Origin of the sequence: Acinetobacter sp. BHS4, assembly GCF_018454425.1 — a bacterium.
Classification (GTDB): domain Bacteria; phylum Pseudomonadota; class Gammaproteobacteria; order Pseudomonadales; family Moraxellaceae; genus Acinetobacter; species Acinetobacter pittii.
Genome location: NZ_CP075323.1, coordinates 372590 through 394686, shown reverse-complemented (window position 1 = coordinate 394686; position 22097 = coordinate 372590). Strand labels below are relative to the sequence as shown.

The window sequence follows — 22097 nt, the reverse complement described above, 5'->3', positions numbered from 1 at the left end:
ACAAATGTGCTGCTGAAAATAATTGGATTTATGAAAACGATACTTATTGCAAATCAAAAGGGCGGATGCGGAAAAACCATGACGGCCATTACGTTGGCAACAGCATTGGCACAAAAAGGATATAAAGTAGCATTAGCAGATTCGGACAATCAAAAATCGGCTTTACAATGGTTAAAACAGCGCCCTAATACCGTTGTAACGATTCAAAGCCTAGACTGGCGTCATGAGAAATCAATTGGTGATGCACCCAAGAATCTGGATTATTTAATTATTGATGCGCCTGGTGCTCTGTCAGGTGAGCATGCTGAACAACTTATTAGTGAAGCTCATGCCATTATTACTCCGCTTCAGCCATCTTTTTTTGACATAGATAGTACTCGTCGCTTTTTGAAGCATTTACAAGATATTAAACGTATTCGCAAAGGCAAAGTACAGATTTTGCTTCTTGCTAACCGTGTAAAACCAAACAGTGCAAGCTCAAAAGATATCCAGCAGTTCTTTGAAAAAATTGAACAGGAACCTGTTGCATGGATTGCTGAACGCACTGCCTATGGCAGCTTAGCAATGCAAGGTTTAAGCATTTTTGATAAACCGCAAAAGAACTTTATTAATATCCAAAATCAATGGCAACCTGTGCTAAACAAGTTGATTGAAGATAAAGCTGAGTGGTTTTAAAGGAATTTTAGCCTTTGAAACTGGATGTATAAGGTTCTTTACATTACGGCCTTAAAATTTGCCTCAGGTTATTTTTCAGTTAATATGACTTTATTCTATGTAGAAAATTAGAGAAATATTGTTCGTGCATCCATACGCTCCTAATTTACAGCGCGTTTTATTGTTTGGGCTGTTTTTTATTTTGATTTTTTTAGGATTTAATATCCTGAAATATTTTATTGTTCCTGTACTTTGGGCTGCCATCATTGCATATATGACTTGGCCTATTTATTTAAGAATTCAGCGTTTTTTTGGAGAATCACGTAATACTTTAAACGCAACCCTAATGATTAGTCTGGTCATTTTGGTAGTTGGTATCCCCTTTACATGCGCGGTTTTTATTTTGCAGCATGAGGGACGTAACTTATATTTTGATTTACAACGTCAGGTTTTTTCGGGTCATTTAAGCGTTCCAGATTTTATTCGTGATCTTCCTTTTGTAGGAAAAGAGATTTCTCGTACACTCAATGAGTTAAATAACGATCCTAATAGTACGATTCAAAATATCGCAGCTTGGGTACAAAGCCATTTAAGTTATGGCCGTGTGCTGCTTGGTGAAATTAGTAAAAATATTGTCAAACTTGGCTTTGCAGTATTTAGCCTATTTTTCTTCTATCGTGATGGTCAAATGATTTTATCTCAAGTGAGTAAAGCTTTAGAAATGGTCATTGGCCCTCGTATTCATCATTATCTCGATACAATTTCTGAAACAACTCGTGCAGTCGTATATGGTGTGGGTTTAACTGCAATTGCTCAAGCCGTTTTAGCTGGATTAAGTTACTTCGTAGCAGGTGTACCAAACCCTATGGTACTCACGATTGTTACTTTCTTATTGGCTTTAATTCCATTTGGTACTCCAATTTCTTATTTAGGCGTTGGCTTATGGTTGTTCTCTCAGGGACAAACCATGGAAGCAATTGGTGTTGTGGTTTGGGGTGTGCTGATTGTTAGTAGCTCGGATAATGTGATTAGACCACTCGTCATTTCTGGTGCCACCAAAATTCCTTTCTTATTAATTATGTTTGGTGTATTAGGCGGTATTGCGAGTTTTGGCTTAGTCGGTTTATTTATTGGCCCTGTAATTTTGGCTATTTTACTGGCAATTTGGCGTGAATGGTTACATGAAACGATTGAACCTGAACCTATGCCAAAAACGACCATGATTTATGATTCTGAGAGTGAATCCTCCAATGACAAAGGGTGACATAGTTATTTAATTTAAAAATGTTTCTAGATACAAATTAACTATTTAAATTAACTTGTAGGTCAGACCTCTGTTTGTTTGAATCAAACGATCATATATATTTATAAGGACATCCAATCATGCAGATGTTTAATAAAATTGGCGCAGTCTGTGCGCTTACAGCCCTTTTTACCGTTGGCTGTAGTTCGGTAACTAAAACTGTATCTGACACAGCCCAAGCATTAACCTCAATGCATACTAAAAAAGTGGTCGACGTAAATGAAGTGACAGCTAACGGTATTGGAAAAAAAATAGGTACGATTAGCTTTCAAGATAGCGACAAAGGTTTAATTATTACCCCTGCTCTTGCTGACTTACCAAGTGGTACTCGTGGTTTCCATATTCATGAAAACGCTTCTTGCGCACCTGCTGTAAAAGATGGAAAACCTGGCGCTGCTTTAGCTGCGGGTAGCCACTACAACCCGAACCAAGCCCCTCATCACGGTACTCCAACGACTGGCCATTTAGGCGATCTACCTGTTTTAGTTGTCGATAATACAGGTGTTGCAACAACTGCCGTAATCGCACCTCGATTAAAACTTGCTGATATTCAGGGTCGAGCGATTATGATTCATGCGGGTGGCGACAATTATTCAGACTCACCTCAACCTCTTGGCGGTGGTGGAGCACGAATTGCATGTGGTGTGATTAAATAATTTATGTATTTTACAAATTGTGGGTATCTAAAAAGATATCCACAATTCTGTTAATTTATTGATCGTTACAACTTGGTTTAAGTCTAATAAAATCTTAAAAAACGACTGACTTTTGTAGATAAAAAGAATAATATTTTTGAAGTAATAAAAATTTAAAGTTACATACTGCTTTCTCACGTATTCTCTAATTTAGAACAAAAGCCGTGAATTATCTGACCCAAATATTTAATAGCTTTAAGACAAACTCTATTTTAATTTATTGCCTGCAAATTCTGATTGTACTCACTGGCACAACTTTAGGTTTGCTGTGGCTGGGCTATAATCAACTTATTGTTCCTGTAACCTTAGGCGCAATTGCAGCAGCATTAACAGACTTTGATGATCGTTTAAGTATTCGATTACGCAACTTGGTCTATGTCTGCCTGCTCTTTTTTACAGTCAGTAGTATTCTTGGCTTTTTAGCTCCTTACAAAATTTTCTTTATTTTATATCTCTCTATCTCAAGCGCTTTTTTCATATTACTAGGCGCCTTAGGGCAACGTTATGCCACGATTTCTTTTGGCACGATTCTGCTCTCTATTTATAGTATGTTCGGTTTAAGCGAATACGCACATTGGTATCAACAACCTACTTATTTTGTTTATGGTGCTCTGTGGTACGGTTTAACTTCTATTTTATTTTTTATTATTAAACCGACACTTCCCTTACAAGATAAGCTCTCACAAATTTTTAAAGAAATTTCTGTTCTACTACAAGCAAAAGCTCGTTTGTTTGATCCGGACAATAAAGAGAATGTTGAGCAGCTTTTATATGAATTATCGCTACAAAATACGCAAGTTGCCCAAAGCCTCAATCAAATACGCAGTTCACTACTTACTCGGCTCAAAGCTTCCAGAGTCAGTAATAAAAGTATCTATTGGCTAAACCTATATTTTTTCGCACGAGATATTCACGAGCAAGCCACTTCAAATTATTTACATTACGAACATATTCAACAGAATTTTAGCCGTAGTGATCTTATTTTCCGTTTCCAAAAAAACCTGCGTCTACAAGCACAAGCATGCCAAGACTTAGCTCAATGTATTTTATATAACCAGCCATATCAGCCTTCGCAAGAAAGTCAGAAAGTATTAGGACATTTGGAAAGTTCTTTAAAAGATTGGATACAACAACATCCACAAAATTTTGAAGTTAAGAATTTAAAACTTATTTTTGATAATTTGAAAGGAATGCATGAACAGTTTGAACAACTGCAATATGCCCAACCTGTTCCTGAAAATAACACTCAAACAAGACAAGAACACTTAAATTTACTTGATGATGATATTCAAGGATTTTCAGATCTTATCTTAAAACTTCGGCAACAACTTACGCCACAGTCAGCACTGTTTAGGCATGCCATACGAATTGCTGTGGTTTTCGCCGCAGGTTATGCAATTTCATTATTACCGTTTGCGCAGCATGGTTACTGGATTTTACTGACCAGTTTGTTTGTTTGTCAGATTACTTATTTTGCGACTAAAAGCCGTCTTAAATTAAGAACGATTGGTACCCTACTCGGCGTTTTATTAGGAATACCAATTTTATATTTTGTACCGAGTATTGAAGGCCAGCTCATCATTACAATTATTTGTGGAGTCTGCTTTTTTTACTTACGTCAAAAGAAATATGCTTTGGCTACGCTCATGGCCACCCTTATGGTGCTATTAATTTTCAACTTAAAAGGCGCTGGCTACAGTATTATTTTGCCTCGACTGATAGATACCTTATTAGGCTGCTTTATTGCATGGCTCGCCGTAAACTTTATTTGGCCCGACTGGAACTTTCGGAACATCCCCAACAATATTAATAAAAGCAGCAAAGCGACCTTAGATTATTTCAATGTGATTGTTGAGCAATATCAATATGGCAAAAATCAGGATATAGAGTACCGCCGAATTCGTCGTGCTGCGCATAACGCTCAGATTGAGCTATCCAACATGATTTCAAGCTTAAGTGCTGAACCGAACCCGAACCCTCAACTCATCCATTATGCTTTTCGTTATCTGGTTTATAGCCACAGCCAACTAAGTTACGTGGCAGCGTTAGGAAGTCAGCGTCAAAAAATTGATGATCAACAAGTATTACAACTCTTACTGGATTGTCAGCAAATTCTTAAACAGAGCTTATTTGATCCGGCTTATATTGATTTCAATTTCCTTGAGCAGACTTTAGCGCAAATTCAAAGCCTAACTACTCATGAGCACTTTTCAGAGAATTACACACTCGTGTTAAAACAAATCAGTTTATTGCTAGAAACCTTGCCAGAATTATTAATTCTCAAGGGTAAACTTTTAGAACAAGAGATTAAATAGACATAGATTTTTATTGAGGATAAAAATGCATTTCCCAAAAATTCCTTCGATTCTTTCCGTGATTTTAATAATGCTGAGTAGTAATTCTTATGCGTTTGAAAGGAATGATTTAAAAAAGATTATCGAGTGTCAATCTGATTACGCGACCTATTCAGATTTTGGTTCCGAATATGACGAGAACTTAACAGCGCTTGGTTTTAAAAGAGTTGAAGATTCAGACCAACCTTTCATTTATTTGTATAAAACCAATCAACCTATTGAGCTATTTGGCTTAAAGACAAACGAGATTGCTTTGGCTGGTCAAGGTATAACTGCTGTTTTTCGTAATGTAAATGTTCAACAACTTTCAAAGAAATTTGATATCCCACAACATCCTGATTTTACAATGCTGCCTCTGTTTAGAGGGGTACGTACAATTAAAACAGAACCCGCTACTTCAGATTCGGTTACTTTTTACCATAATTTGAACTTATCAGAAATGAAAGGGAAAAAACCAATGGTACTGTTAGGTTGTACCTATGAAGCAGACCGTGAAGAAATGGAAAAAATGTTACAAGAATAAAAAAATACCGGAATATCAATTCCGGTATTTTTTTATTTAATTGTTGCCTTGTTGCAGTCTTTCTTGCATTTCCTGCTTCAAAGCACTTCGCGGTTGGCTAAACCAAAGAGCAATAAAGGTAAATGCAGATAATGCAAAAGCCCATAAATGAAATTGTGTATAGAGATAACGTACAAGTTCAATCATTGCAAAGAAGCTCATCATCAGTAACATTGAAACTGCTGCTGCCACAGTTCCTTTTGATACCTCAGATGACATGAGTGCAAAGCGATATAAGACTGAAAAGCTAATTCCCTCACCAAAACAGATGAGCGTCATCCCTGTAAGCAAACAAGGTATGAGATAGGTTTGCCACACTACACCTAATATTAAAATGAGTGTACCGGTTAGCATAATCGGCAAACCCATCATGACGGTTTTACCCAAAGGCAAACGGTCAATAATTTTGATTAAGACAATGTTGCCTACAATCAAACCCCAAAATACAGGGAATTGAGCTAAGCCATATTGCACACTGGTGAGCTTTAACTCATCTACTAAAATGATTGGAGACAAAGCAATCCATAGCATTAAAGGCATACCCACTAAAGGTAATGCAAGGCTTAAACCTAAAAACCGGCGGTTGGTAAACACCTTTTTAAAATCATCAAAAAGATAACTAAAAGGTTGCTTGGTTACACTGACTTGCTGGCTCGGCATCTGTTTTTTCAACCCGATCCAACTGAGTAATGCCAATACAGCGATGGCGACAAAGCCCCAGTGCCAAGACACATAATCAATTAAGAAAGCGCCAAGTACAGGTCCTAGCAAAGGTGCAAGTAATGAGATATTTGCCATGAGTGCCATGACTTTAATCGCATCACGTTCAGCAAAACTTTCTTGAATAGCCGCATAACCAACGGCTGAAATTACGGTTAAGCCAATTCCCTGCAAAAATCTTAATGCTAAAAATTGCTCCATTTGCCTCGTAAATAAAATTAAAAAACAGCATAGAGCAAAGAATAAAACTCCTGCTAATAGTACTTTTTTACGTCCGAGACGGTCCGACAAAGGACCGAGTAACCATGCAACAGATGCGCCACCTAACAAATAAAATGACATCGAAGATGGTGCCCAAGTTGCACTTACACCAAAGTCCTCAGTAATTGCCAACATAGCTGGCTGAATCAGGTCATTACCAATATAAACCGCAAATTCAAATAGCACTAAGGCCAACGGAAACATCAACGTTGTAAGGTTCAACGTTGTCGTTTGAATATTTTTCATGAGTTGTACACTTCAAAATAGCGGCCATATGTCTGTACGACTATCTATAAAATAAGATGTAGTCATGACGATGATATGTATGGTCAATCAATCTTTAGTTAAGTTGTTATATGCCGTGAGAGTGCATGTTTAGAATGTGAAACACCGTATTCACAAGGTGTCTAAAACGAGAAAAAATATATGACGTGAGATTCGGTAATTTTTACCAATTGGCACAATTGCCGAGCGCAACAATAGCACTTTTTAAATTGATCAGCAATCATGCAATTTCAAGAAGCTTAAATTTTAGTTTTTACACAAAAAGGCCTGCAAATTATGGTTGTGCACAAACTCAAAGTTATCCACATATTCGATAAAAAATTAAGCATTATGGACAGGGGTTAACTTGAAAGTCTGTGATTTCCTCTCCTTTTGTACATTGATAGCTTTGTTTTTTATTCACAATTTTCCAGATTTGCTGATCTCGTTTTAATAAATATTCAGTACGTGTTTTCGACACCGCATCTGGACTAGGCTCTGTTTGCAAAATAGTAACTTGCGCATTGGAAGGATCATCCGAAGCATTCATTTGCTGTGAAATATCTAAATTGCTTGCATTATTTAAAAGATCAGGTTGATCGAGTAATACAGCCTGTATAGGACTATCGGCGAGTTGAGCAGAAGAATTTTGAGGTGGAGCACAAGCTGTTAATATGCTTAAGCTGAAAATAATCAACAAACCTTTCTTTTTCATCACTCTTCCCCTCTATTTACTCAAAATTAATGCTAAAGATAATAGGCCACTTTTTCCTTTTGAGCTTTGTAAATAGACATAAATTTATTAATATTAATGAGATAGATTAATTTTAAATAGAAAACCCACAATAATTATTGATTTTTTATCAACAATATTTTTCCTATTCATGCATTTTTCTACAACAGTAAATCTCATAGAGTATGCGTCAAATACAGGAATTTAATGAGAGCAACCTCCATGAGTAAGATTTTAGTGATTAATGGTGCTAAACAATTTGCCCACTCAAACGGTGAATTAAATGACACATTAACCACCCTAGCAACCACACATCTCACGGAACTCGGCCACGAAGTTCAAGTCACCCGTGCAGACAGCAATTATGACGCTGACAGTGAAGTTGAAAAATACTTATGGGCAGATGTTGTTATTTATCAAATGCCAGGCTGGTGGATGGGTGCACCTTGGACAGTCAAAAAGTACATTGATGATGTCTTTACCACTGGTCATGGTTCACTTTATGCAAGTGATGGTCGTAGTCGTTCTGATGCCTCAAAAAAATATGGTTCAGGTGGTTTAATTCATGACAAAAAATATATGCTGTCTTTGACTTGGAATGCTCCAATGGAAGCATTTGAAGATGCAGATCAATTCTTCCACGGCGTAGGTGTAGATGGCGTTTATTTACCATTTCATAAAGCCAATCAGTTCTTAGGCATGAGCACTCTTCCGACATTTATTGTAAATGACGTGATTAAAATGCCTGACGTTGATAGTTATGTTGAAGAATATAAAGCACACTTAAATACTGTATTTGCAGCAGCCTAATAAGGAGAAATCCATGCTAACCATTATTGCGGAAATTCGTACTAAATCGGGTGGACAGCATCGCCAGAACGTATTGGATGCCTTTCAAAAAATCATTCCAACTGTTTTAGCAGAAGATGGTTGTCATGGTTATGAACCTTTAGTTGATCACAAATCAAATGCGAGCTTCCAAACCCAAGAGCCTGATACGATTGTCATGCTAGAAAAATGGGAAAGTGTTGCTCATCTTGAAGCGCATTTAGCGACGCCTCATATGCAAGCGCATCATGCAGCCGTTAAAGATGATGTAGTTGACGTCAAAATTAAAATTTTAGAAAGCGGCGTATAATTTAGACTATAAAAAAGACGATATATTTATCGTCTTTTTTATTTTTAAGAGCAAAGTTGTGTTTGGAAACCTCTAGAGCCTTTCCCTCTCGCACATTGGTAGCTCTTTTGCTTATTTTGCAATTGCCACTTTTCATCAACCAGCTTAAATGAATATTCTGTTCGGATTGCAGAAACAGAATCATCCATTAAACCTGTTTGGATAACGGTAATACGGGAAACTGTTGGAGATTCTACTTGGTTAAATACTTGCTGAACTGAGGTATTATTGTGCTCTTTTACAATCTCAGGCTGGGCTTTAAGTACTTGTTGCATCGGGGTTTCAGAACCCACAAAAGGAATTAATTTACTGGTCGTCGCACACCCAGTGAAAAGTCCAGCACAGAGCGCTGAAATTAAAAATAAACGTTGCATTTTTATCACCAAAAACAAAAGCCATAGCTTTATGATGCTATGGCTTTGTTGGTTACTCTGTAGAAACTATGTAGTTCTACAAAATAGATCTAATTTAAAGATCAAACAATTTACCTGGGTTCATTAAACCATTCGGGTCAAATACTTTTTTCAAAGCTTTCATATATTCGATTTCTTCAGGCGAACGTGAATATTCCAAATATGGCTTTTTCGTCATGCCTACACCATGTTCAGCAGAGATTGAACCATCGTATTTTTTAACGGTATCAAACACATATTTATTAACCACCTGACATTTCGCAAAGAACTCATCTTTGGTTAAGTTTTCAGGTTTTAAAATATTTAAGTGTAAGTTACCGTCACCGATATGTCCGAACCAGCAAATTTCAAAATCTGGATAGTTTTCTTGAACAATCGCATCAATTTCACGAATAAATGCAGGTACGTGAGTAATTAATACTGAAATATCGTTTTTGTATGGAATAAATGGCGCGATTGATTCAGAGATATCTTCGCGTAAACGCCATAAGCTTTCTACTTGGTCAAGGCTCTGGCTCATTACGCCATCAAGTACCCAACCCTGCTCCATACAATGCTCGAAAATTTCCATTGCTTTATCGAGAATCGGCTCATATGGAGCTTCAAACTCAAGCAATACATAGAACGGGCATTGAGTTTCAAATGGGCGTTGTACATGTCCATGATCTAAAACTTTTTGCATTGCAAGTTCACCAAAGAACTCAAATGCAGTTAAGTCGATGTCTTTTTGGAATGCATGTAATACAGGCATTACCGCATCAAAATCAGGAACACCTAAAACTAAAACTTGTAAGTTTTGTGGTTGACGCTCAAGTTTAATTTCAGCTTCGGTCACTAAACCTAATGTACCCTCACCACCAATAAACAAATGCTGTAATGCATAACCAGTTGCATTTTTAACCATGCCTTTGTTTAAACGCAGGATGTCACCTTTACCAGTCACTACGGTTAAGCCAAGTACCCAGTTACGTGTCATGCCATATTTAATGACTTTAATACCGCCGGCATTTGTTCCGATATTACCGCCAATCTGACTAGAACCCGCTGACGCAAAGTCCACCGGATAATACATGCCTTGTTCTTCTGCATAATTCTGCAATTGCTCAGTCACAACACCAGCTTGCACTCGAACCATGCGGTCTGCTGGGAAGAACTCAAGAATTTGGTTCATTTTGTCCATGCTAATGACAATTTCACCATTGGTTGCTACCGCACCAGCAGAGAGACCAGTACGACCACCTGACGGTGTAATCGCAACATTAAACTGGTTCGCAAGCTTTACAACCGCCTGAACTTGTTCAGTCGTTGACGGAAAAACGATGACCGATGGGTTCGGATTAAAATGCTTGGTATGATCTTTACCCCAGTTTTCGAGACTATCAGCATCAGTTTTAATACGGTTTTCACCGACAATTGCTGTTAATTGGGTGAGTAACTCAGGTGTTAAAGCGACTGGAGCATTCATCGTTTGCAGACCTAGCAAGAAGTAAACTGTGGTGGGACTATGACCTCATAATTCTCAAGGTTCTCACCTGAGCAAAGCCATAATGTTCAAGGAACTCCTATATTCTACATGTATCCGCGCAAGCGATAAAGTTCAGAATAGAGATACTGTCACTACAAAACATGTTTAACGTAAATAAATACTTTCTATGGGGCTTTCAGAGAAAAATCACATTTATCCCCCTACCAAGCATATTTTAAAATGCTCGACAAGCCATAAACAGAAGTGATTAGACATAGATAAAATTGCCATAAGGCGATGGTATAAACGAAATATCTATAGCGCTGCCCAGTATGTTATTATACCGCCACCAAATTTGGCCTTTGTAGCGGAGCCGTAATGAGCCAACATCTTTCACTACCTAAAGATAAAATCCGTTTCCTTTTGTTAGAAGGCGTTCACCAAAACGCAGTCGATACTTTAAACGCTGCGGGTTACACCAATATTGACTATCGTAAAACTGCTCTTGAAGGCGAAGCGCTTAAAGAAGCAATTAAAGATGCTCACTTTATTGGTATTCGTTCGCGTACCCAATTGACTGAAGAAGTTTTCGAAGCTGCAAATAAATTGATCGCAGTAGGTTGTTTCTGTATCGGAACAAACCAAGTTGATCTTAAAGCAGCAATGGCACGTGGTATTCCTGTATTCAACGCACCGTATTCAAATACGCGTTCGGTTGCAGAGCTTGTACTTGCTGAAACGATTCTTCTTCTTCGCCGTGTTCCTGAAAAATCGGCGGCTTGTCATCGTGGTGGTTGGGACAAGTCTGCTGTCGGTTCTTTTGAAACTCGTGGCAAAACTTTAGGTATTGTGGGTTACGGTTCCATCGGTTCTCAACTTTCAGTTCTTGCTGAAAGCATGGGTATGCATGTGATTTATTATGATGCAGTAACGAAATTACCAATGGGTAATGCTCGCCAAGTTGGTTCTTTAGATGAACTTTTAGCAACTGCAGATGTTGTAACGTTGCATGTGCCAGATGTTCCGTCTACACGTAACTTCTTCACTAAAGAACAATTTGCGAAAATGAAAGAAGGCGCGATCTTCTTAAATGCTGCACGTGGTACATGTGTAGTGATTGAAGATTTAGCTGATGCAATCAGGTCTGGTCATATTGCTGGTGCAGCGGTTGACGTATTCCCGAAAGAACCAAAAGCAAATGGTGAAGAATTCCAATCTCCACTTCGCGGCTTAGACAACGTGATTTTAACTCCTCACGTTGGTGGTTCAACCATGGAAGCGCAAGCAAACATCGGTTTAGAAGTTGCAGAGAAATTTGTTGCTTACTCTGACAAAGGTATGACACTTTCTGCGGTGAACTTCCCGGAAATCGCGTTACCATTGACAGCTGGCCAACACCGTTTATTGCACATCCACAAAAACGTGCCAGGTGTATTGTCTAAAATCAACAACTTGTTTGCTGAACAAGGCATCAACATTTCTGGTCAGTCACTTATGACTAAAGGTGACATCGGTTACCTCGTAATGGATGTTGACGCTTCTGCTTCTCAAGAAGCTTTAGATATGTTGCATGAAGTTGAAGGTACAATTCGCGTGCGCGTATTGTTCTAATACGAACTGTAAATTCAAAAGCCACAGCATTGTCTGTGGCTTTTTTATGGGCATTTACATTATCATGTGAAAAGTATACCAATTGATCAAATAATAAAATGTCCACTTTAAACCAGAAATCTCAGCTACATGCTTTGGGTTTTCTTATTCTTGCTATGTTAAGCGTTCAAAGTAGCGCATCTTTAGCTAAAATTTTATTTCAGAACTTCCCTGTACTGACTGTTTCAGCAATGCGCCTATGTTTAGGTGCTATTATTCTTGCCTTTATTTTTAGAATTTGGCGAATTAATTTTAGTCAGGTTCGATGGAAAGCAATTTTAGCTTATGGATTTGCGCTTGCAGGCATGAACGCCTTATTTTATCTGTCGATCGAACGCTTACCGATTGGGATCGCGGTTGCTTTTGAATTTATTGGCCCTTTAAGTGTAGCGTTATACCACGCACGCCAAAAATATGATTTTGTTTGGGTCAGCTTCGCAATTATTGGGCTGATTTTACTTTTCCCTTTTAATCAGGCACATAGTCTAGATTGGATCGGCGTTTTATTTGCAATTAGTGCAGGGGCTTGTTGGGCGCTTTATATTATTGCCGGCCAGAAACCTTCTGGTATTTCAGGTAATCATACGGTGTGCTTGGGAATGAGTGTAGGTGCATGCATATTATTACCCATTACCTTTTTTTCAGGCTCAATTGCACAAGTTATAGAACTTCCCTATCTTTTTTATTTTATTGGTTTGGCCATTTTAGCCAGTGCTCTTCCATTCTCTTTAGAAATGTTAGCACTGCGCAATTTGACACCTTTAAGCTTTGGAACATTAATGAGCCTAGAGCCCGCAGTTGCAGCACTATCTGGCTTTATCTTATTGGGTGAATATCTTTTATGGAACCAATGGCTAGCACTTGCAACCATTATCACTGCCTCTGTTGGTTGTACCGTAACCACCCAAAAAGCTCGCCAAGAACGTGAAAAAGTAGCAAGTTAATTTAATGAAATTTGCCAGCTAAAACACAGTATTCGTTATAATTGTCCACCATTATTTTTAGACATCAGATGAAGCGCTAGAGTATTTTCCATGCAAAATCTTCCAATTATTGCTGTGCTGTATATGATTTTGTCGATGGTCTCATATCAAATCAGCGCTTCATTTGCTAAGCAGCTCATTGCGACATTAGACCCGCTCACCGTTACAATTTTAAGGCTGAGTTTTGCAACAGTCATTGTCGCGATCATGTTCCGATCTTGGAAAATCTGGTCACGCTTACCCTATTTAAAATGGCGTGATTTATTGATGTACTGCGCTTCTTTAGGGTTAATGAATATCCTATTTTATACCTCACTTGGAAAACTACCCCAAGGTATTGCTGTTGGATTAGAGTTTATTGGTCCATTAGGTCTTGCGCTTCTTTCTATCAAACAAAAGAGCGACTACATTTGGGTAGCACTTGCCATGTTAGGCATTGCACTCATGGTACCTTGGCAAAACCCTATTCAACACCATTTCTCGTATGTAGGCGCAGCATGTGCACTAGGTGCCGGACTTTGCTGGGCTTTCTATATCTATTTCGGTCATAAAGTTGTGACCCAAAATATCGGGATGCACGCATTAACGATTGGGATCGGTGTATCTGCACTTGCCTTATTGCCAATTGGAATCTGGCACAATGCTCCTGCATTACTTGAAACACAGTACTGGGGTAAAGCCTTACTTATTGCGGTGTTAGCGACTGCAATTCCATATGCACTCGATTTAATGGCTCTCAAACAACTCAATAAATTAACTTACGGGACTCTAACGAGTTTAGCACCAGCATTGGCAGCATTAACGGGTTTCTTATTGCTTCACGAAGAAATCAGTATGCTGCAATGGGTGGCTTTGGCTTGTGTAATGTTGGCCTCGATTGGGGTTACTTTAAGAAGTACTAAAAAAGCTGCGTAGGTTTAATCTACTGCTGCTTTTTATACTTTTTGTATTCCTTTAAATATTTATTACCCAGCGTTTCTTTTTCGCTGTCTTTAAGAATTTTTCCGGCTTGTTGAAAAAACTTATGTTCTTCTTCTTTTAAATGATGATGGACTTTTTCACTCAACTGTTTGGCGGTTGCTAACCAGCTTGGGCTACTCATATCGGTCTTTTCGAGCTGTTCAACCAACTCATCCATTTCATGATGTTCTGATAAAGCATGTCTCGTAATATCTAAACCGACATCATCAAACATTAAAGGAATATAGAGGAAACGGTCTTCGGCAACTGAATGGGCATAAAGTTCATTTTTTAATGCTTCAAATAATTCTTTTCTTTCTTCGGTTAAACCGTGTGTCTGAATGAGTTGTTCAGAAAGGTTACGTTGATTTTCATGGCTTTCTCTTAATGCTTCGAAAATATTCATTCTCTTCCTCATTTTTTAGCTAAAAAATCTTTTTTATTTCAAGGTTTATCATACGTTGAAATTTATAATGTTTAAGTAGCTTAAAATGAGACTATTTTTTACACAGTTTTCTTTCTAGTAAATTTCTGTAATGATTTTTATATTTCTAGCTTTAAATGATACATAAAAGTATGAACTGCATTTTAGGGACAGCTCATACTTTCAATCTGGTTTAACCTGTAACAAACATTTGATAGCCCAAACGGCAAATCAGAATACTCACCAAGATTAAAAAGATAATACGCACAAAACCACTACCGTACTTAAGCGCGGTACGTACCCCAACAATAGAACCAAGTACGTTAGCCGCTGCCATCATCAAACCAATATGTAAAATAGCGTGACCAGTTGGGATGAGGAAACTCAGCGCAGCTAAGTTAGTCATAAAATTACCGATTTTTGACAAAGCTGAAGCATGCAAGAAATCAACTTGTAAAAAACGGATAAAGAAGAAAATAAAGAAACTACCTGTACCTGGCCCAAAAATACCGTCGTAAAAACCAATCGCCAAACTACCGATACCAGCTAAAATTAACATTTTCGTGGTAATTTTTTGCTCGGTATGGACTTGACCGAAGTTCTTTTTAACTAGGGTATAAATCGCAATCACAATCAACATTACGAAAACGAAAGGACGCAATACCGATTGAGGAATAAGTGATAAGCATGCCGCGCCAGCAAAAGAACTAATCAAGGCACAAATGGCAATAACGGCTAAAAGCTTCCATTGCAATTTTACTTTTTTAGCAAATGTATAAGCCGCCGATGCCGTACCAAAAATGGATGAGACTTTATTGGTACCAATCACCGTAGCAGTCGACATGTTAGGAAAAGTGCTCATGATCCCCGGAATCTGGATAAGTCCACCGCCGCCTACAGCAGCATCAATTGCTCCTGCAGTAAACGCAAAAAAGATCAAACTAAGGATAATATCCCATTCCATGCCCATGCTCTATACTCTACATCTACTACAAATTTAAGATACGCTTAGGTACCAACCGTTTTTTATCGGTAATCTCGGCTAAGCCTAAACAGCGCTCACCCGAAAACACCAAAACTTCTGCTTCTGCAGAATGCTCAATATTGCTTTCTAAACCGTTGCAAAAATATTTTTCACGCCCTTCTGGAACCTGAATTTTTAAGAAATGGTCAACTGGTGCATAAACTGGAAGTAGCAAAGCTTCTCTTTGCTCTTCTGTTAAACTTTCCAGATATTCAATGGTATAACTCGGTATAAGCTCAAAATGTCCTGTTTGAGTCCGGTTCAGCATCGTTAAATACCCACCACAACCGAGTGCTTCACCAATATCTTCACCTAATACACGGATGTATGTACCTTTAGAACAGGTTACATCCAGAGTGATACTATTTTCGGTAAATTCAATAAGCGCTAAAGCATAAATCGTAACTGGACGCGCTTCTCGCTCAATCTCAATACCTTTTCTCGCCAACTCATATAACGGCTTACCTTCTTTTTTCAAAGCCGAATACATGGGTGGAACTTGTTGAATATCGCCTCTAAACTTTTCTAAAGTTTGTTCAATAAGTTCTTGGTTAAGAACAGGAATAGGACGCTCTTGTAGAATATCCCCTTCCACATCACCTGTTGTTGTGGTCTGTCCCAATCGAACAGTGGTTTGATAACGCTTTGTTGAGTCCAGCAAATAATGTGAGAACTTAGTCGCCTCTCCCAAACAAATCGGGAGCAAACCTGTCGCCAAGGGGTCTAACGCTCCAGTATGGCCTGCTTTTTGGGCGCGGTATAACCAACGCACTTTTTGCAAAGCCGCATTTGAACTTAAGCCTAATGGTTTATTTAATAGAAATACACCACTGATATGGCGACGAGAAATTTTTTGATTTTTTGTCGTCATTTTTACTGGAACACAAAGCTAGAAAAAAGTGCCGACATGTTAGCAAATTCGGCAAGATATTTTCACAATATTTAGGTGCCTTTTCACTTATTTTATGGCACATTAATGATCGAGTAAAAAAACAACAAATTAAAACTTAAGGAAGATATCTTTATGCAAGGAATGCAGAAGAAGGTATTGTGGTGCGTGCTCGGATTTTTTATTTTGAGCCTCATTGCATGTGTCTATTGGTTAAGCCCTGATACAAAAAACACACCAACCCAAGTCAGTGACAAGACAGCTCAAAATTTAGCATCAGCTCCACCCACAAATAACTCAACGCTAAATGCAGATGCTTATTACCATAGTAAAAGTCAGCTAGATACCGAGGTTAACTGTCAGTTAAAAATTGATAGTTCCCAACATTTGGTGGTTAACAGTCAAACACGTGACTGCTTTGAATATTTTATTACTCAATATGGAGAAAATGATTTAGAGCAAATTAAAAATCACTTTGGACAATTTATTCAGGGAAAATATTTAGAGCCAGCTCGCTCACAGATTCTGGATTTATGGACCCGTTACTTAAAATACCGTGAACAGCTTGCTCAAATCCAAACGCCTCCATCAAAACAACAAGATAAAAATTATTTTCAAAAGATCTTTAATTCAATTCAAGATCTAAGAAAACGTTTCTTTTCGACTTCTGAAATTGAAGGCCTTTTCTCGAGCGAAGATATCTACCAGAGCTATACGCTAGATCGAATGCGGATACTTGAGGACTCTTCTCTAAGCGAAATTGAAAAGGCTCAAAAGCTTAAAGAACGCTTTGAACAGCTACCAGAAGACTGGCAACAAAACCTACAAGAACTCTCTAAACTTGATGACTTACATACACTGACCAAACAAATTAAAGCACGTCATGGTTCAGCAGAAGAGCTTAGACAAATGCGTACAGCACTTGTTGGAGCTGAAGCAACTCAAAGGCTAGAAACTTTAGACACACAGCGTAGTGCTTGGCAGCAAAGGGTCACAAGTTACTTGAGTGGACGAGATGAAATTATTAGAAGCAATATGAGCGATAGTGCTAAAAACCAAGCTATACAACAATTACGCCAACAACAATTTAACTCATCACAAGAACAATTAAGACTTCGAACTTTTGAAACGGTCCATGATCAGGGAGGTGAACTGCCATTTAATTATTAAGCCTTTTCTTTTAGGAACTGGCTAAACAAGCACTAGCAGTAAGAAGCTGCTTTTCATACAAAATAAAAATAGTGAGTAAAAAATGAAAAGGAAGTTAACGTTTTTTTGTGCTGCAATGCTCTCAGGACTGAGTATTTCAGCGGCCCATGCCACAAATGCTGAACAAGTTAAAAACTCGTTCGTCTATTCATCTTATGCACAAACCAAATATCCGCTGGTTTTTAACCACGGTATGGCAGGTTTTAACCGAGTTGGAACAGATACTCTTGGTCTCGATTACTGGTACCAAATCCTTCCTGATCTGGCACGTAATGGAGGAAATGTCTGGGCAACCAGAGTGTCACCTTTTAACTCAACAGAAGTGCGTGGTGAACAACTTGCCCAGCAAGTAGAAGAGATTATTGCTATTACTGGTAAGCCTAAAGTCAACTTGATCGGTCATAGCCATGGGGGCCCGACAATTCGTTATGTGGCCGGTATCATGCCAGAGAAAGTTGCCTCACTCACTACAATTGGTGCGCCTCATAAGGGATCACCAATGGCAGATGTGATCCTGAACGTTGAGGGTACTCCTCTGTCTGGAATAGCAACATTAGTAAACTGGTTTTCAGCAGCCATTACTTGGGCAGGAGGGCTAGACCCTACAAGCTATCCGCACGACTCTTTAGCAGGTGCTCATAGCTTATCAACTCAAGGTTCAGCTCAATTTAATGCTCAATTTCCTATGGGTGTACCAACAACTTCTTGTGGTGAAGGCACATATCAAGAGAAAGGTATTTATATGTATTCTTTCTCGGGGAATAAAGCGCTGACCAACCCATTAGATCCATTTGATATTGCTCTTACAGGCAGCAGTTTAGTGGTCGATCCATTTGGTGATAATGATGGACTTGTTTCCCGATGCAGTGCCAAATTTGGTAAAACAATTCGTGATGATTACAACTGGAATCATTTAGATGAAGTGAATCAAATACTTGGTATACGTTCTATTTTCGCTTCCGATCCTGTCTCGGTTTACCGTCAACATGCAAACCGTCTGAAACTTCAAGGACTATAGTTTTTAAACAAAAAAATGCGCCAAAAGGCGCATTTTTTTACTCGCTATAAGCTTACGCTTTACGAGCTGGTAATTTTTCACGAATACGTGCAGCTTTACCAGACAAGTCACGAAGGTAGTAAAGTTTAGCACGACGAACGTCACCACGACGTTTCACTTCGATTTTAGCAACAACTGGTGAGTGAGTTTGGAATACACGCTCAACACCAACACCGCTAGAAATTTTACGTACTGTGAACGCTGAGTTCAAACCACGGTTTTTCTTAGCGATTACAACACCTTCAAATGCTTGAAGACGTTCACGATCACCCTCTTTTACTTTTACTTGAACGATGACAGTATCACCAGGAGCAAAAGCAGGGATATCAGATTTTAACTGTGCATTTTCAACAGCTTGAACTAAAGGATGTTTACCACTCATTGTGGGAATCTCCAATATGTGCGGAGTCAGAAGAGGTCTGAATTTCCGCTGGGGATAGAGGCTAAAGCGCATATCAACCCGTTTATCTTTCCCTTTACGACAATATATCTATAAAGAGCCTTTAAATTTACATAAAACTATTCAATAAATAGAATTATGCTTTAACTCGAAGCATTGCTTCTCGTCTTGTTGCAGAACTTTCGTTCTTGAGAATAACGATTAAGAGTTACCGTTATTCACTTGCGTATCTTTTAGCCATTTTTTTTGCTGCTTAGTCAACTCAACCTTTTCGACCAACTCTGGTCGGCGCTCTAGAGTTCGTTGATATCGCTGCAAAAAGCGCCATTTTTCAATGTTGCCATGATGTCCAGATTTTAATACCTCTGGCACATCCAGGCCTTCAAAATGGTCAGGCTTTGTATATTGCGGACAATCTAAAAGACCATCAACAAAAGAATCTTGTACTGCTGATTGTTCATCTGACATTACATTCGGCAAACGGCGAATAATACTGTCAAGCAACACCATAGCGGGCAGTTCACCACCAGATAGAACATAATCACCAATTGACCATTCTTGATCAACATAATGCTGGATCAAACGTTCATCTACCCCCTCATAACGTCCACACAGTACAATTAAGCCGTCATAATCAACAAACTGCTGTACTGCCTGTTCATTTAAGGTTTTGCCTTGTGGGGACATATACACCACAGGAACATGAACACGTCCTGCTTGTGAGGCAAGCTGTTTGGCATGTGCAATTGCTTTCGCCAAAGGCTCAGCCATCATCACCATACCGGGGCCACCACCAAATGGACGCTCATCCACTCTTCTGTAGTTTCCCTCAGCAAAATCACGAGGATTAATACAAGTGACTTGTACAATATCTCGTTTTGCCGCACGTCCGCTGATGCCGTAGGCTGTAATCGCTTCAAACATTTCAGGAAAAAGCGTAATGACTGCAAAAAACATCACAGACTCCTCTATTTTCCTGCTGTATTAATCCTAAAAGGATTAATAATCTACGCCCCAATTGACGTAAATACGACCAGCTTCAAGATCAACACGTTGTACTACATCTTTATGCCAAGGAATCATGCGCTCTTCTGAATCAATGCTGTCTGGGGTAGCATGCACCACCATCACATCATTAGCTCCAGTTTCAAACAACTCATGAATTTTCCCTAAGTTTACTTCCTGTTCTTCTTCATCAAGACCTAACACAGTTAAGCCCTTTAAATCAGACCAGTAGTATTCATCTACATCTGCTTTTGGCAGTTGAGACTTAGCAATCCAGATATTAGCGCCAACCAAGCTTTCCGCCCCAGTGCGATCACTCACACCTTTCAACGCAACAACTAGGCCTTTGCCATGTGGTTTCCAACGTTTTACATCTATTGTTTGCCAACCGGCCTTGGTCTCAATGTACCAAGGCAGGTAGTCAAACATGTTGCTCATAGGTTCTGTATTTGAATACACCCAGAGCCACCCATTCAATCCATAAGCTGAACGTAACTGTCCAATCTGAATACGATCTTCGGGAACATTCTGTGTTGATGTCATGGGCTACCTACTACAAAAATTATGCAGTAGCTTTTTTAGCTTGAGCAGCTAAAGAAGCAACACGTTCAGAAGGTTGAGCACCTTGAGAAACCCAGTGAGCAAAACGGTCTGCGTCTAAACGAAGTTTTTCTGCTTGACCTTGTGCAGTCGGGTTAAAGAAACCGATACGCTCGATGAAACGACCATCACGTGCATTGCGGCTGTCAGTCACAACGATTTGATAGAATGGACGTTTTTTTGCGCCGCCACGTGCTAAACGAATAACAACCATGATAAAAGCCTTATAATTCTTACGGATTATCCCTGCACCGACCATCGGCAACACTTCAAACCCCTTTCATAGAGGGCGACATTCTACGTGATTTTCGCCCTGAAAGAAAGATTATTTTTTGAGTTATCCGCAGTTTTAAATTTAAATTAGCGACCATCCCAATTTGATGTTCCGGAAGGAACACAAGCGGTACCACTATTAATATCAGTCCCTTTTGTCCAGCAACGCTCACCACGATAATTTAAAACGATATCTCCATCACCCGACTGTGAAGTCTTTACAATTGGAGTCGCAGTTAACACCCATGTTTCAGCAGTTAAAGCACCAGAGGTAACAGGTGCCAAATCGACTGTATACAGAGGATTGCCCTGTACTGGATAAGATTCTGCTATATTGAAATCAGAACTTGTTGCACCTATTACTTTAAAATTTGCGATTTTGTAGCGTTGGATCTGCATAGCGATCTGTTGCAAAGTAGCTTGCATTTCCATACGTTTAGTACGACGAATATGCTCTTGATAAGAGGGATAAGCTATCGCTGCTAAAATCGCAATAATTGCTATAGCAATCATTAACTCAATTAAGGTAAAGCCTTTTGTTTTAATTACCATGACTCCCCTCCCGTACCACAAGTTGTATAAGTAACATTATCAGCAGCTTTATTCTTACAACGTAACCCGCTACTTTTAAATAAAAAAGTAAAATTATAAGGATCGGAAGCCTCTGCCCGAATAACCCAATTTTGCCCTAAAACCGAAGTATCCATTAAAGTTTTCGTCGTATCGTCACCATCTCTTACCGTTATTTGATATTTAATAGCGCTACCAATCGCTCCAACAGGTAAAATTACTGGTGCGGTAGCACCAGTAGAAAAACCTCTATAATTAAAATTTCTAGATTTCTGACGCGCGAGTTGCATGGCGATTTGTTGAATTTTTTGTTCTGCACGCGAAGCATCAGCACGCAGAACATATGCTTGATATGAGGGCAATGCAATTGCAGCAAAAATAGCAACAATCACTACTACAACCATTAGCTCAATAAGAGTAAAGCCGAAAGAATATGTGAATTTACTTTTCAT

At 38.8% G+C, this 22097-nt stretch carries 25 protein-coding genes; 12 read left to right on the top strand and 13 right to left on the bottom strand.

Annotated features, from left to right (window positions below):
* Window positions 1-30: 30 nt before the first annotated feature.
* The 5 genes from KIP84_RS01865 (at window position 31) to KIP84_RS01845 (ending at window position 5529) form a co-directional block, all read left to right on the top strand.
* Window positions 31-675 (top strand): ParA family protein, encoded by a 645-nt coding sequence (locus tag KIP84_RS01865; RefSeq protein ID WP_213689223.1) that lies wholly within the window; start codon window positions 31-33, stop codon window positions 673-675.
* 124 nt (window positions 676-799) lie between these two features.
* The gene (locus KIP84_RS01860; RefSeq protein WP_213689222.1) at window positions 800-1918 is read left to right on the top strand and encodes an AI-2E family transporter; all 1119 of its coding nucleotides are present in this window, start codon (window positions 800-802) and stop codon (window positions 1916-1918) included.
* A gap of 125 nt (window positions 1919-2043) precedes the next feature.
* Window positions 2044-2613 (top strand): superoxide dismutase family protein, encoded by a 570-nt coding sequence (sodC, locus tag KIP84_RS01855; protein ID WP_075383285.1) that lies wholly within the window; start codon window positions 2044-2046, stop codon window positions 2611-2613.
* Window positions 2614-2816: 203 nt separating this feature from the next.
* The gene (gene yccS, locus KIP84_RS01850) at window positions 2817-4967 is read left to right on the top strand and encodes a YccS family putative transporter (RefSeq protein WP_213689221.1); all 2151 of its coding nucleotides are present in this window, start codon (window positions 2817-2819) and stop codon (window positions 4965-4967) included.
* A 25-nt stretch (window positions 4968-4992) separates the two neighbouring features.
* A complete protein-coding gene (locus KIP84_RS01845) occupies window positions 4993-5529 on the top strand; it encodes a hypothetical protein (RefSeq protein ID WP_213689220.1) in 537 nt (178 codons plus the stop codon).
* A gap of 36 nt (window positions 5530-5565) precedes the next feature.
* Here the strand turns inward: KIP84_RS01845 and KIP84_RS01840 are convergent, their stop codons facing one another.
* A complete protein-coding gene (locus tag KIP84_RS01840; RefSeq protein WP_213689219.1) occupies window positions 5566-6795 on the bottom strand; it encodes an MFS transporter in 1230 nt (409 codons plus the stop codon).
* Window positions 6796-7162: 367 nt separating this feature from the next.
* Entirely contained in the window at window positions 7163-7531 is a 369-nt protein-coding gene (locus KIP84_RS01835) for a hypothetical protein (protein ID WP_170249160.1), read from the bottom strand.
* A 237-nt stretch (window positions 7532-7768) separates the two neighbouring features.
* Here KIP84_RS01835 and KIP84_RS01830 point away from each other — a divergent pair, with 237 nt between their 5' ends.
* Together KIP84_RS01830 and KIP84_RS01825 are read left to right on the top strand one after the other, a co-directional pair.
* The gene (locus KIP84_RS01830; protein WP_213689218.1) at window positions 7769-8356 is read left to right on the top strand and encodes an NAD(P)H-dependent oxidoreductase; all 588 of its coding nucleotides are present in this window, start codon (window positions 7769-7771) and stop codon (window positions 8354-8356) included.
* 13 nt (window positions 8357-8369) lie between these two features.
* Window positions 8370-8684: a putative quinol monooxygenase gene (locus KIP84_RS01825; protein ID WP_174723203.1), complete on the top strand. Its 315-nt coding sequence runs from the start codon at window positions 8370-8372 to the stop codon at window positions 8682-8684.
* A gap of 44 nt (window positions 8685-8728) precedes the next feature.
* Here the strand turns inward: KIP84_RS01825 and KIP84_RS01820 are convergent, their stop codons facing one another.
* Complete coding sequence (locus KIP84_RS01820; RefSeq protein WP_213689217.1) at window positions 8729-9097, bottom strand: hypothetical protein; 369 nt, start codon at window positions 9095-9097, stop codon at window positions 8729-8731.
* 94 nt (window positions 9098-9191) lie between these two features.
* Window positions 9192-10601, bottom strand: a complete 1410-nt coding sequence (locus KIP84_RS01815) for an FAD-binding oxidoreductase (protein WP_002116692.1) — start codon at window positions 10599-10601, stop codon at window positions 9192-9194.
* Window positions 10602-10979: 378 nt separating this feature from the next.
* On the opposite strand from KIP84_RS01815, the gene serA reads away from it, so the two are divergent.
* The 3 genes from serA (at window position 10980) to KIP84_RS01800 (ending at window position 14149) form a co-directional block, all read left to right on the top strand.
* A complete protein-coding gene (serA, locus tag KIP84_RS01810; RefSeq protein WP_068526928.1) occupies window positions 10980-12212 on the top strand; it encodes a phosphoglycerate dehydrogenase in 1233 nt (410 codons plus the stop codon).
* A 98-nt stretch (window positions 12213-12310) separates the two neighbouring features.
* The gene (locus KIP84_RS01805) at window positions 12311-13195 is read left to right on the top strand and encodes an EamA family transporter (RefSeq protein WP_213689216.1); all 885 of its coding nucleotides are present in this window, start codon (window positions 12311-12313) and stop codon (window positions 13193-13195) included.
* A gap of 90 nt (window positions 13196-13285) precedes the next feature.
* Window positions 13286-14149: an EamA family transporter gene (locus tag KIP84_RS01800; RefSeq protein WP_014207805.1), complete on the top strand. Its 864-nt coding sequence runs from the start codon at window positions 13286-13288 to the stop codon at window positions 14147-14149.
* 7 nt (window positions 14150-14156) lie between these two features.
* Here the strand turns inward: KIP84_RS01800 and KIP84_RS01795 are convergent, their stop codons facing one another.
* The 3 genes from KIP84_RS01795 to truB form a co-directional block, all read right to left on the bottom strand.
* Entirely contained in the window at window positions 14157-14600 is a 444-nt protein-coding gene (locus KIP84_RS01795) for a hemerythrin domain-containing protein (RefSeq protein WP_174723207.1), read from the bottom strand.
* A 211-nt stretch (window positions 14601-14811) separates the two neighbouring features.
* A complete protein-coding gene (locus tag KIP84_RS01790) occupies window positions 14812-15588 on the bottom strand; it encodes a TSUP family transporter (RefSeq protein WP_213689215.1) in 777 nt (258 codons plus the stop codon).
* Between the two features lie 19 nt (window positions 15589-15607).
* A complete protein-coding gene (truB, locus tag KIP84_RS01785; RefSeq protein ID WP_213689214.1) occupies window positions 15608-16513 on the bottom strand; it encodes a tRNA pseudouridine(55) synthase TruB in 906 nt (301 codons plus the stop codon).
* Window positions 16514-16666: 153 nt separating this feature from the next.
* Here truB and KIP84_RS01780 point away from each other — a divergent pair, with 153 nt between their 5' ends.
* Both KIP84_RS01780 and KIP84_RS01775 read left to right on the top strand, forming a co-directional pair.
* Window positions 16667-17701 (top strand): lipase secretion chaperone, encoded by a 1035-nt coding sequence (locus KIP84_RS01780; RefSeq protein WP_213689213.1) that lies wholly within the window; start codon window positions 16667-16669, stop codon window positions 17699-17701.
* Between the two features lie 115 nt (window positions 17702-17816).
* Window positions 17817-18758 (top strand): triacylglycerol lipase, encoded by a 942-nt coding sequence (locus KIP84_RS01775; RefSeq protein WP_213689809.1) that lies wholly within the window; start codon window positions 17817-17819, stop codon window positions 18756-18758.
* A 52-nt stretch (window positions 18759-18810) separates the two neighbouring features.
* Here KIP84_RS01775 and rplS read toward each other — a convergent pair whose 3' ends face one another.
* From rplS to KIP84_RS01745, 6 genes are all read right to left on the bottom strand, one after another.
* Window positions 18811-19179 (bottom strand): 50S ribosomal protein L19, encoded by a 369-nt coding sequence (rplS, locus tag KIP84_RS01770; RefSeq protein WP_002116654.1) that lies wholly within the window; start codon window positions 19177-19179, stop codon window positions 18811-18813.
* 219 nt (window positions 19180-19398) lie between these two features.
* Window positions 19399-20154 (bottom strand): tRNA (guanosine(37)-N1)-methyltransferase TrmD, encoded by a 756-nt coding sequence (gene trmD / locus KIP84_RS01765; protein WP_213689212.1) that lies wholly within the window; start codon window positions 20152-20154, stop codon window positions 19399-19401.
* A 42-nt stretch (window positions 20155-20196) separates the two neighbouring features.
* On the bottom strand, window positions 20197-20745 hold the full coding sequence (gene rimM / locus KIP84_RS01760; protein WP_002116736.1) for a ribosome maturation factor RimM: 549 nt from the start codon (window positions 20743-20745) through the stop codon (window positions 20197-20199).
* Window positions 20746-20764: 19 nt separating this feature from the next.
* On the bottom strand, window positions 20765-21016 hold the full coding sequence (rpsP, locus tag KIP84_RS01755) for a 30S ribosomal protein S16 (RefSeq protein ID WP_000260334.1): 252 nt from the start codon (window positions 21014-21016) through the stop codon (window positions 20765-20767).
* A 146-nt stretch (window positions 21017-21162) separates the two neighbouring features.
* Entirely contained in the window at window positions 21163-21627 is a 465-nt protein-coding gene (locus KIP84_RS01750; protein WP_068563932.1) for a type IV pilin protein, read from the bottom strand.
* On the bottom strand, window positions 21621-22097 hold the full coding sequence (locus KIP84_RS01745) for a type IV pilin protein (protein ID WP_213689211.1): 477 nt from the start codon (window positions 22095-22097) through the stop codon (window positions 21621-21623). The genes KIP84_RS01750 and KIP84_RS01745 overlap by 7 nt, the downstream gene beginning before the upstream one ends.

Coding starts and splice junctions, on each gene's coding strand:
- KIP84_RS01865 (WP_213689223.1), top strand. CDS start 31: ATGAAAACGATACTTATTGCAAATCAAAAGGGCGGATGCGGAAAAACC.
- sodC (WP_075383285.1), top strand. CDS start 2,044: ATGTTTAATAAAATTGGCGCAGTCTGTGCGCTTACAGCCCTTTTTACC.
- KIP84_RS01845 (WP_213689220.1), top strand. CDS start 4,993: ATGCATTTCCCAAAAATTCCTTCGATTCTTTCCGTGATTTTAATAATG.
- KIP84_RS01840 (WP_213689219.1), bottom strand. CDS start 6,795: ATGAAAAATATTCAAACGACAACGTTGAACCTTACAACGTTGATGTTT.
- KIP84_RS01830 (WP_213689218.1), top strand. CDS start 7,769: ATGAGTAAGATTTTAGTGATTAATGGTGCTAAACAATTTGCCCACTCA.
- KIP84_RS01825 (WP_174723203.1), top strand. CDS start 8,370: ATGCTAACCATTATTGCGGAAATTCGTACTAAATCGGGTGGACAGCAT.
- KIP84_RS01820 (WP_213689217.1), bottom strand. CDS start 9,097: ATGCAACGTTTATTTTTAATTTCAGCGCTCTGTGCTGGACTTTTCACT.
- KIP84_RS01815 (WP_002116692.1), bottom strand. CDS start 10,601: ATGAATGCTCCAGTCGCTTTAACACCTGAGTTACTCACCCAATTAACA.
- serA (WP_068526928.1), top strand. CDS start 10,980: ATGAGCCAACATCTTTCACTACCTAAAGATAAAATCCGTTTCCTTTTG.
- KIP84_RS01805 (WP_213689216.1), top strand. CDS start 12,311: ATGTCCACTTTAAACCAGAAATCTCAGCTACATGCTTTGGGTTTTCTT.
- KIP84_RS01800 (WP_014207805.1), top strand. CDS start 13,286: ATGCAAAATCTTCCAATTATTGCTGTGCTGTATATGATTTTGTCGATG.
- KIP84_RS01795 (WP_174723207.1), bottom strand. CDS start 14,600: ATGAATATTTTCGAAGCATTAAGAGAAAGCCATGAAAATCAACGTAAC.
- KIP84_RS01790 (WP_213689215.1), bottom strand. CDS start 15,588: ATGGGCATGGAATGGGATATTATCCTTAGTTTGATCTTTTTTGCGTTT.
- truB (WP_213689214.1), bottom strand. CDS start 16,513: ATGACGACAAAAAATCAAAAAATTTCTCGTCGCCATATCAGTGGTGTA.
- KIP84_RS01780 (WP_213689213.1), top strand. CDS start 16,667: ATGCAAGGAATGCAGAAGAAGGTATTGTGGTGCGTGCTCGGATTTTTT.
- KIP84_RS01775 (WP_213689809.1), top strand. CDS start 17,817: ATGCTCTCAGGACTGAGTATTTCAGCGGCCCATGCCACAAATGCTGAA.
- rplS (WP_002116654.1), bottom strand. CDS start 19,179: ATGAGTGGTAAACATCCTTTAGTTCAAGCTGTTGAAAATGCACAGTTA.
- trmD (WP_213689212.1), bottom strand. CDS start 20,154: ATGTTTTTTGCAGTCATTACGCTTTTTCCTGAAATGTTTGAAGCGATT.
- rimM (WP_002116736.1), bottom strand. CDS start 20,745: ATGACATCAACACAGAATGTTCCCGAAGATCGTATTCAGATTGGACAG.
- rpsP (WP_000260334.1), bottom strand. CDS start 21,016: ATGGTTGTTATTCGTTTAGCACGTGGCGGCGCAAAAAAACGTCCATTC.
- KIP84_RS01750 (WP_068563932.1), bottom strand. CDS start 21,627: ATGGTAATTAAAACAAAAGGCTTTACCTTAATTGAGTTAATGATTGCT.
- KIP84_RS01745 (WP_213689211.1), bottom strand. CDS start 22,097: ATGAAAAGTAAATTCACATATTCTTTCGGCTTTACTCTTATTGAGCTA.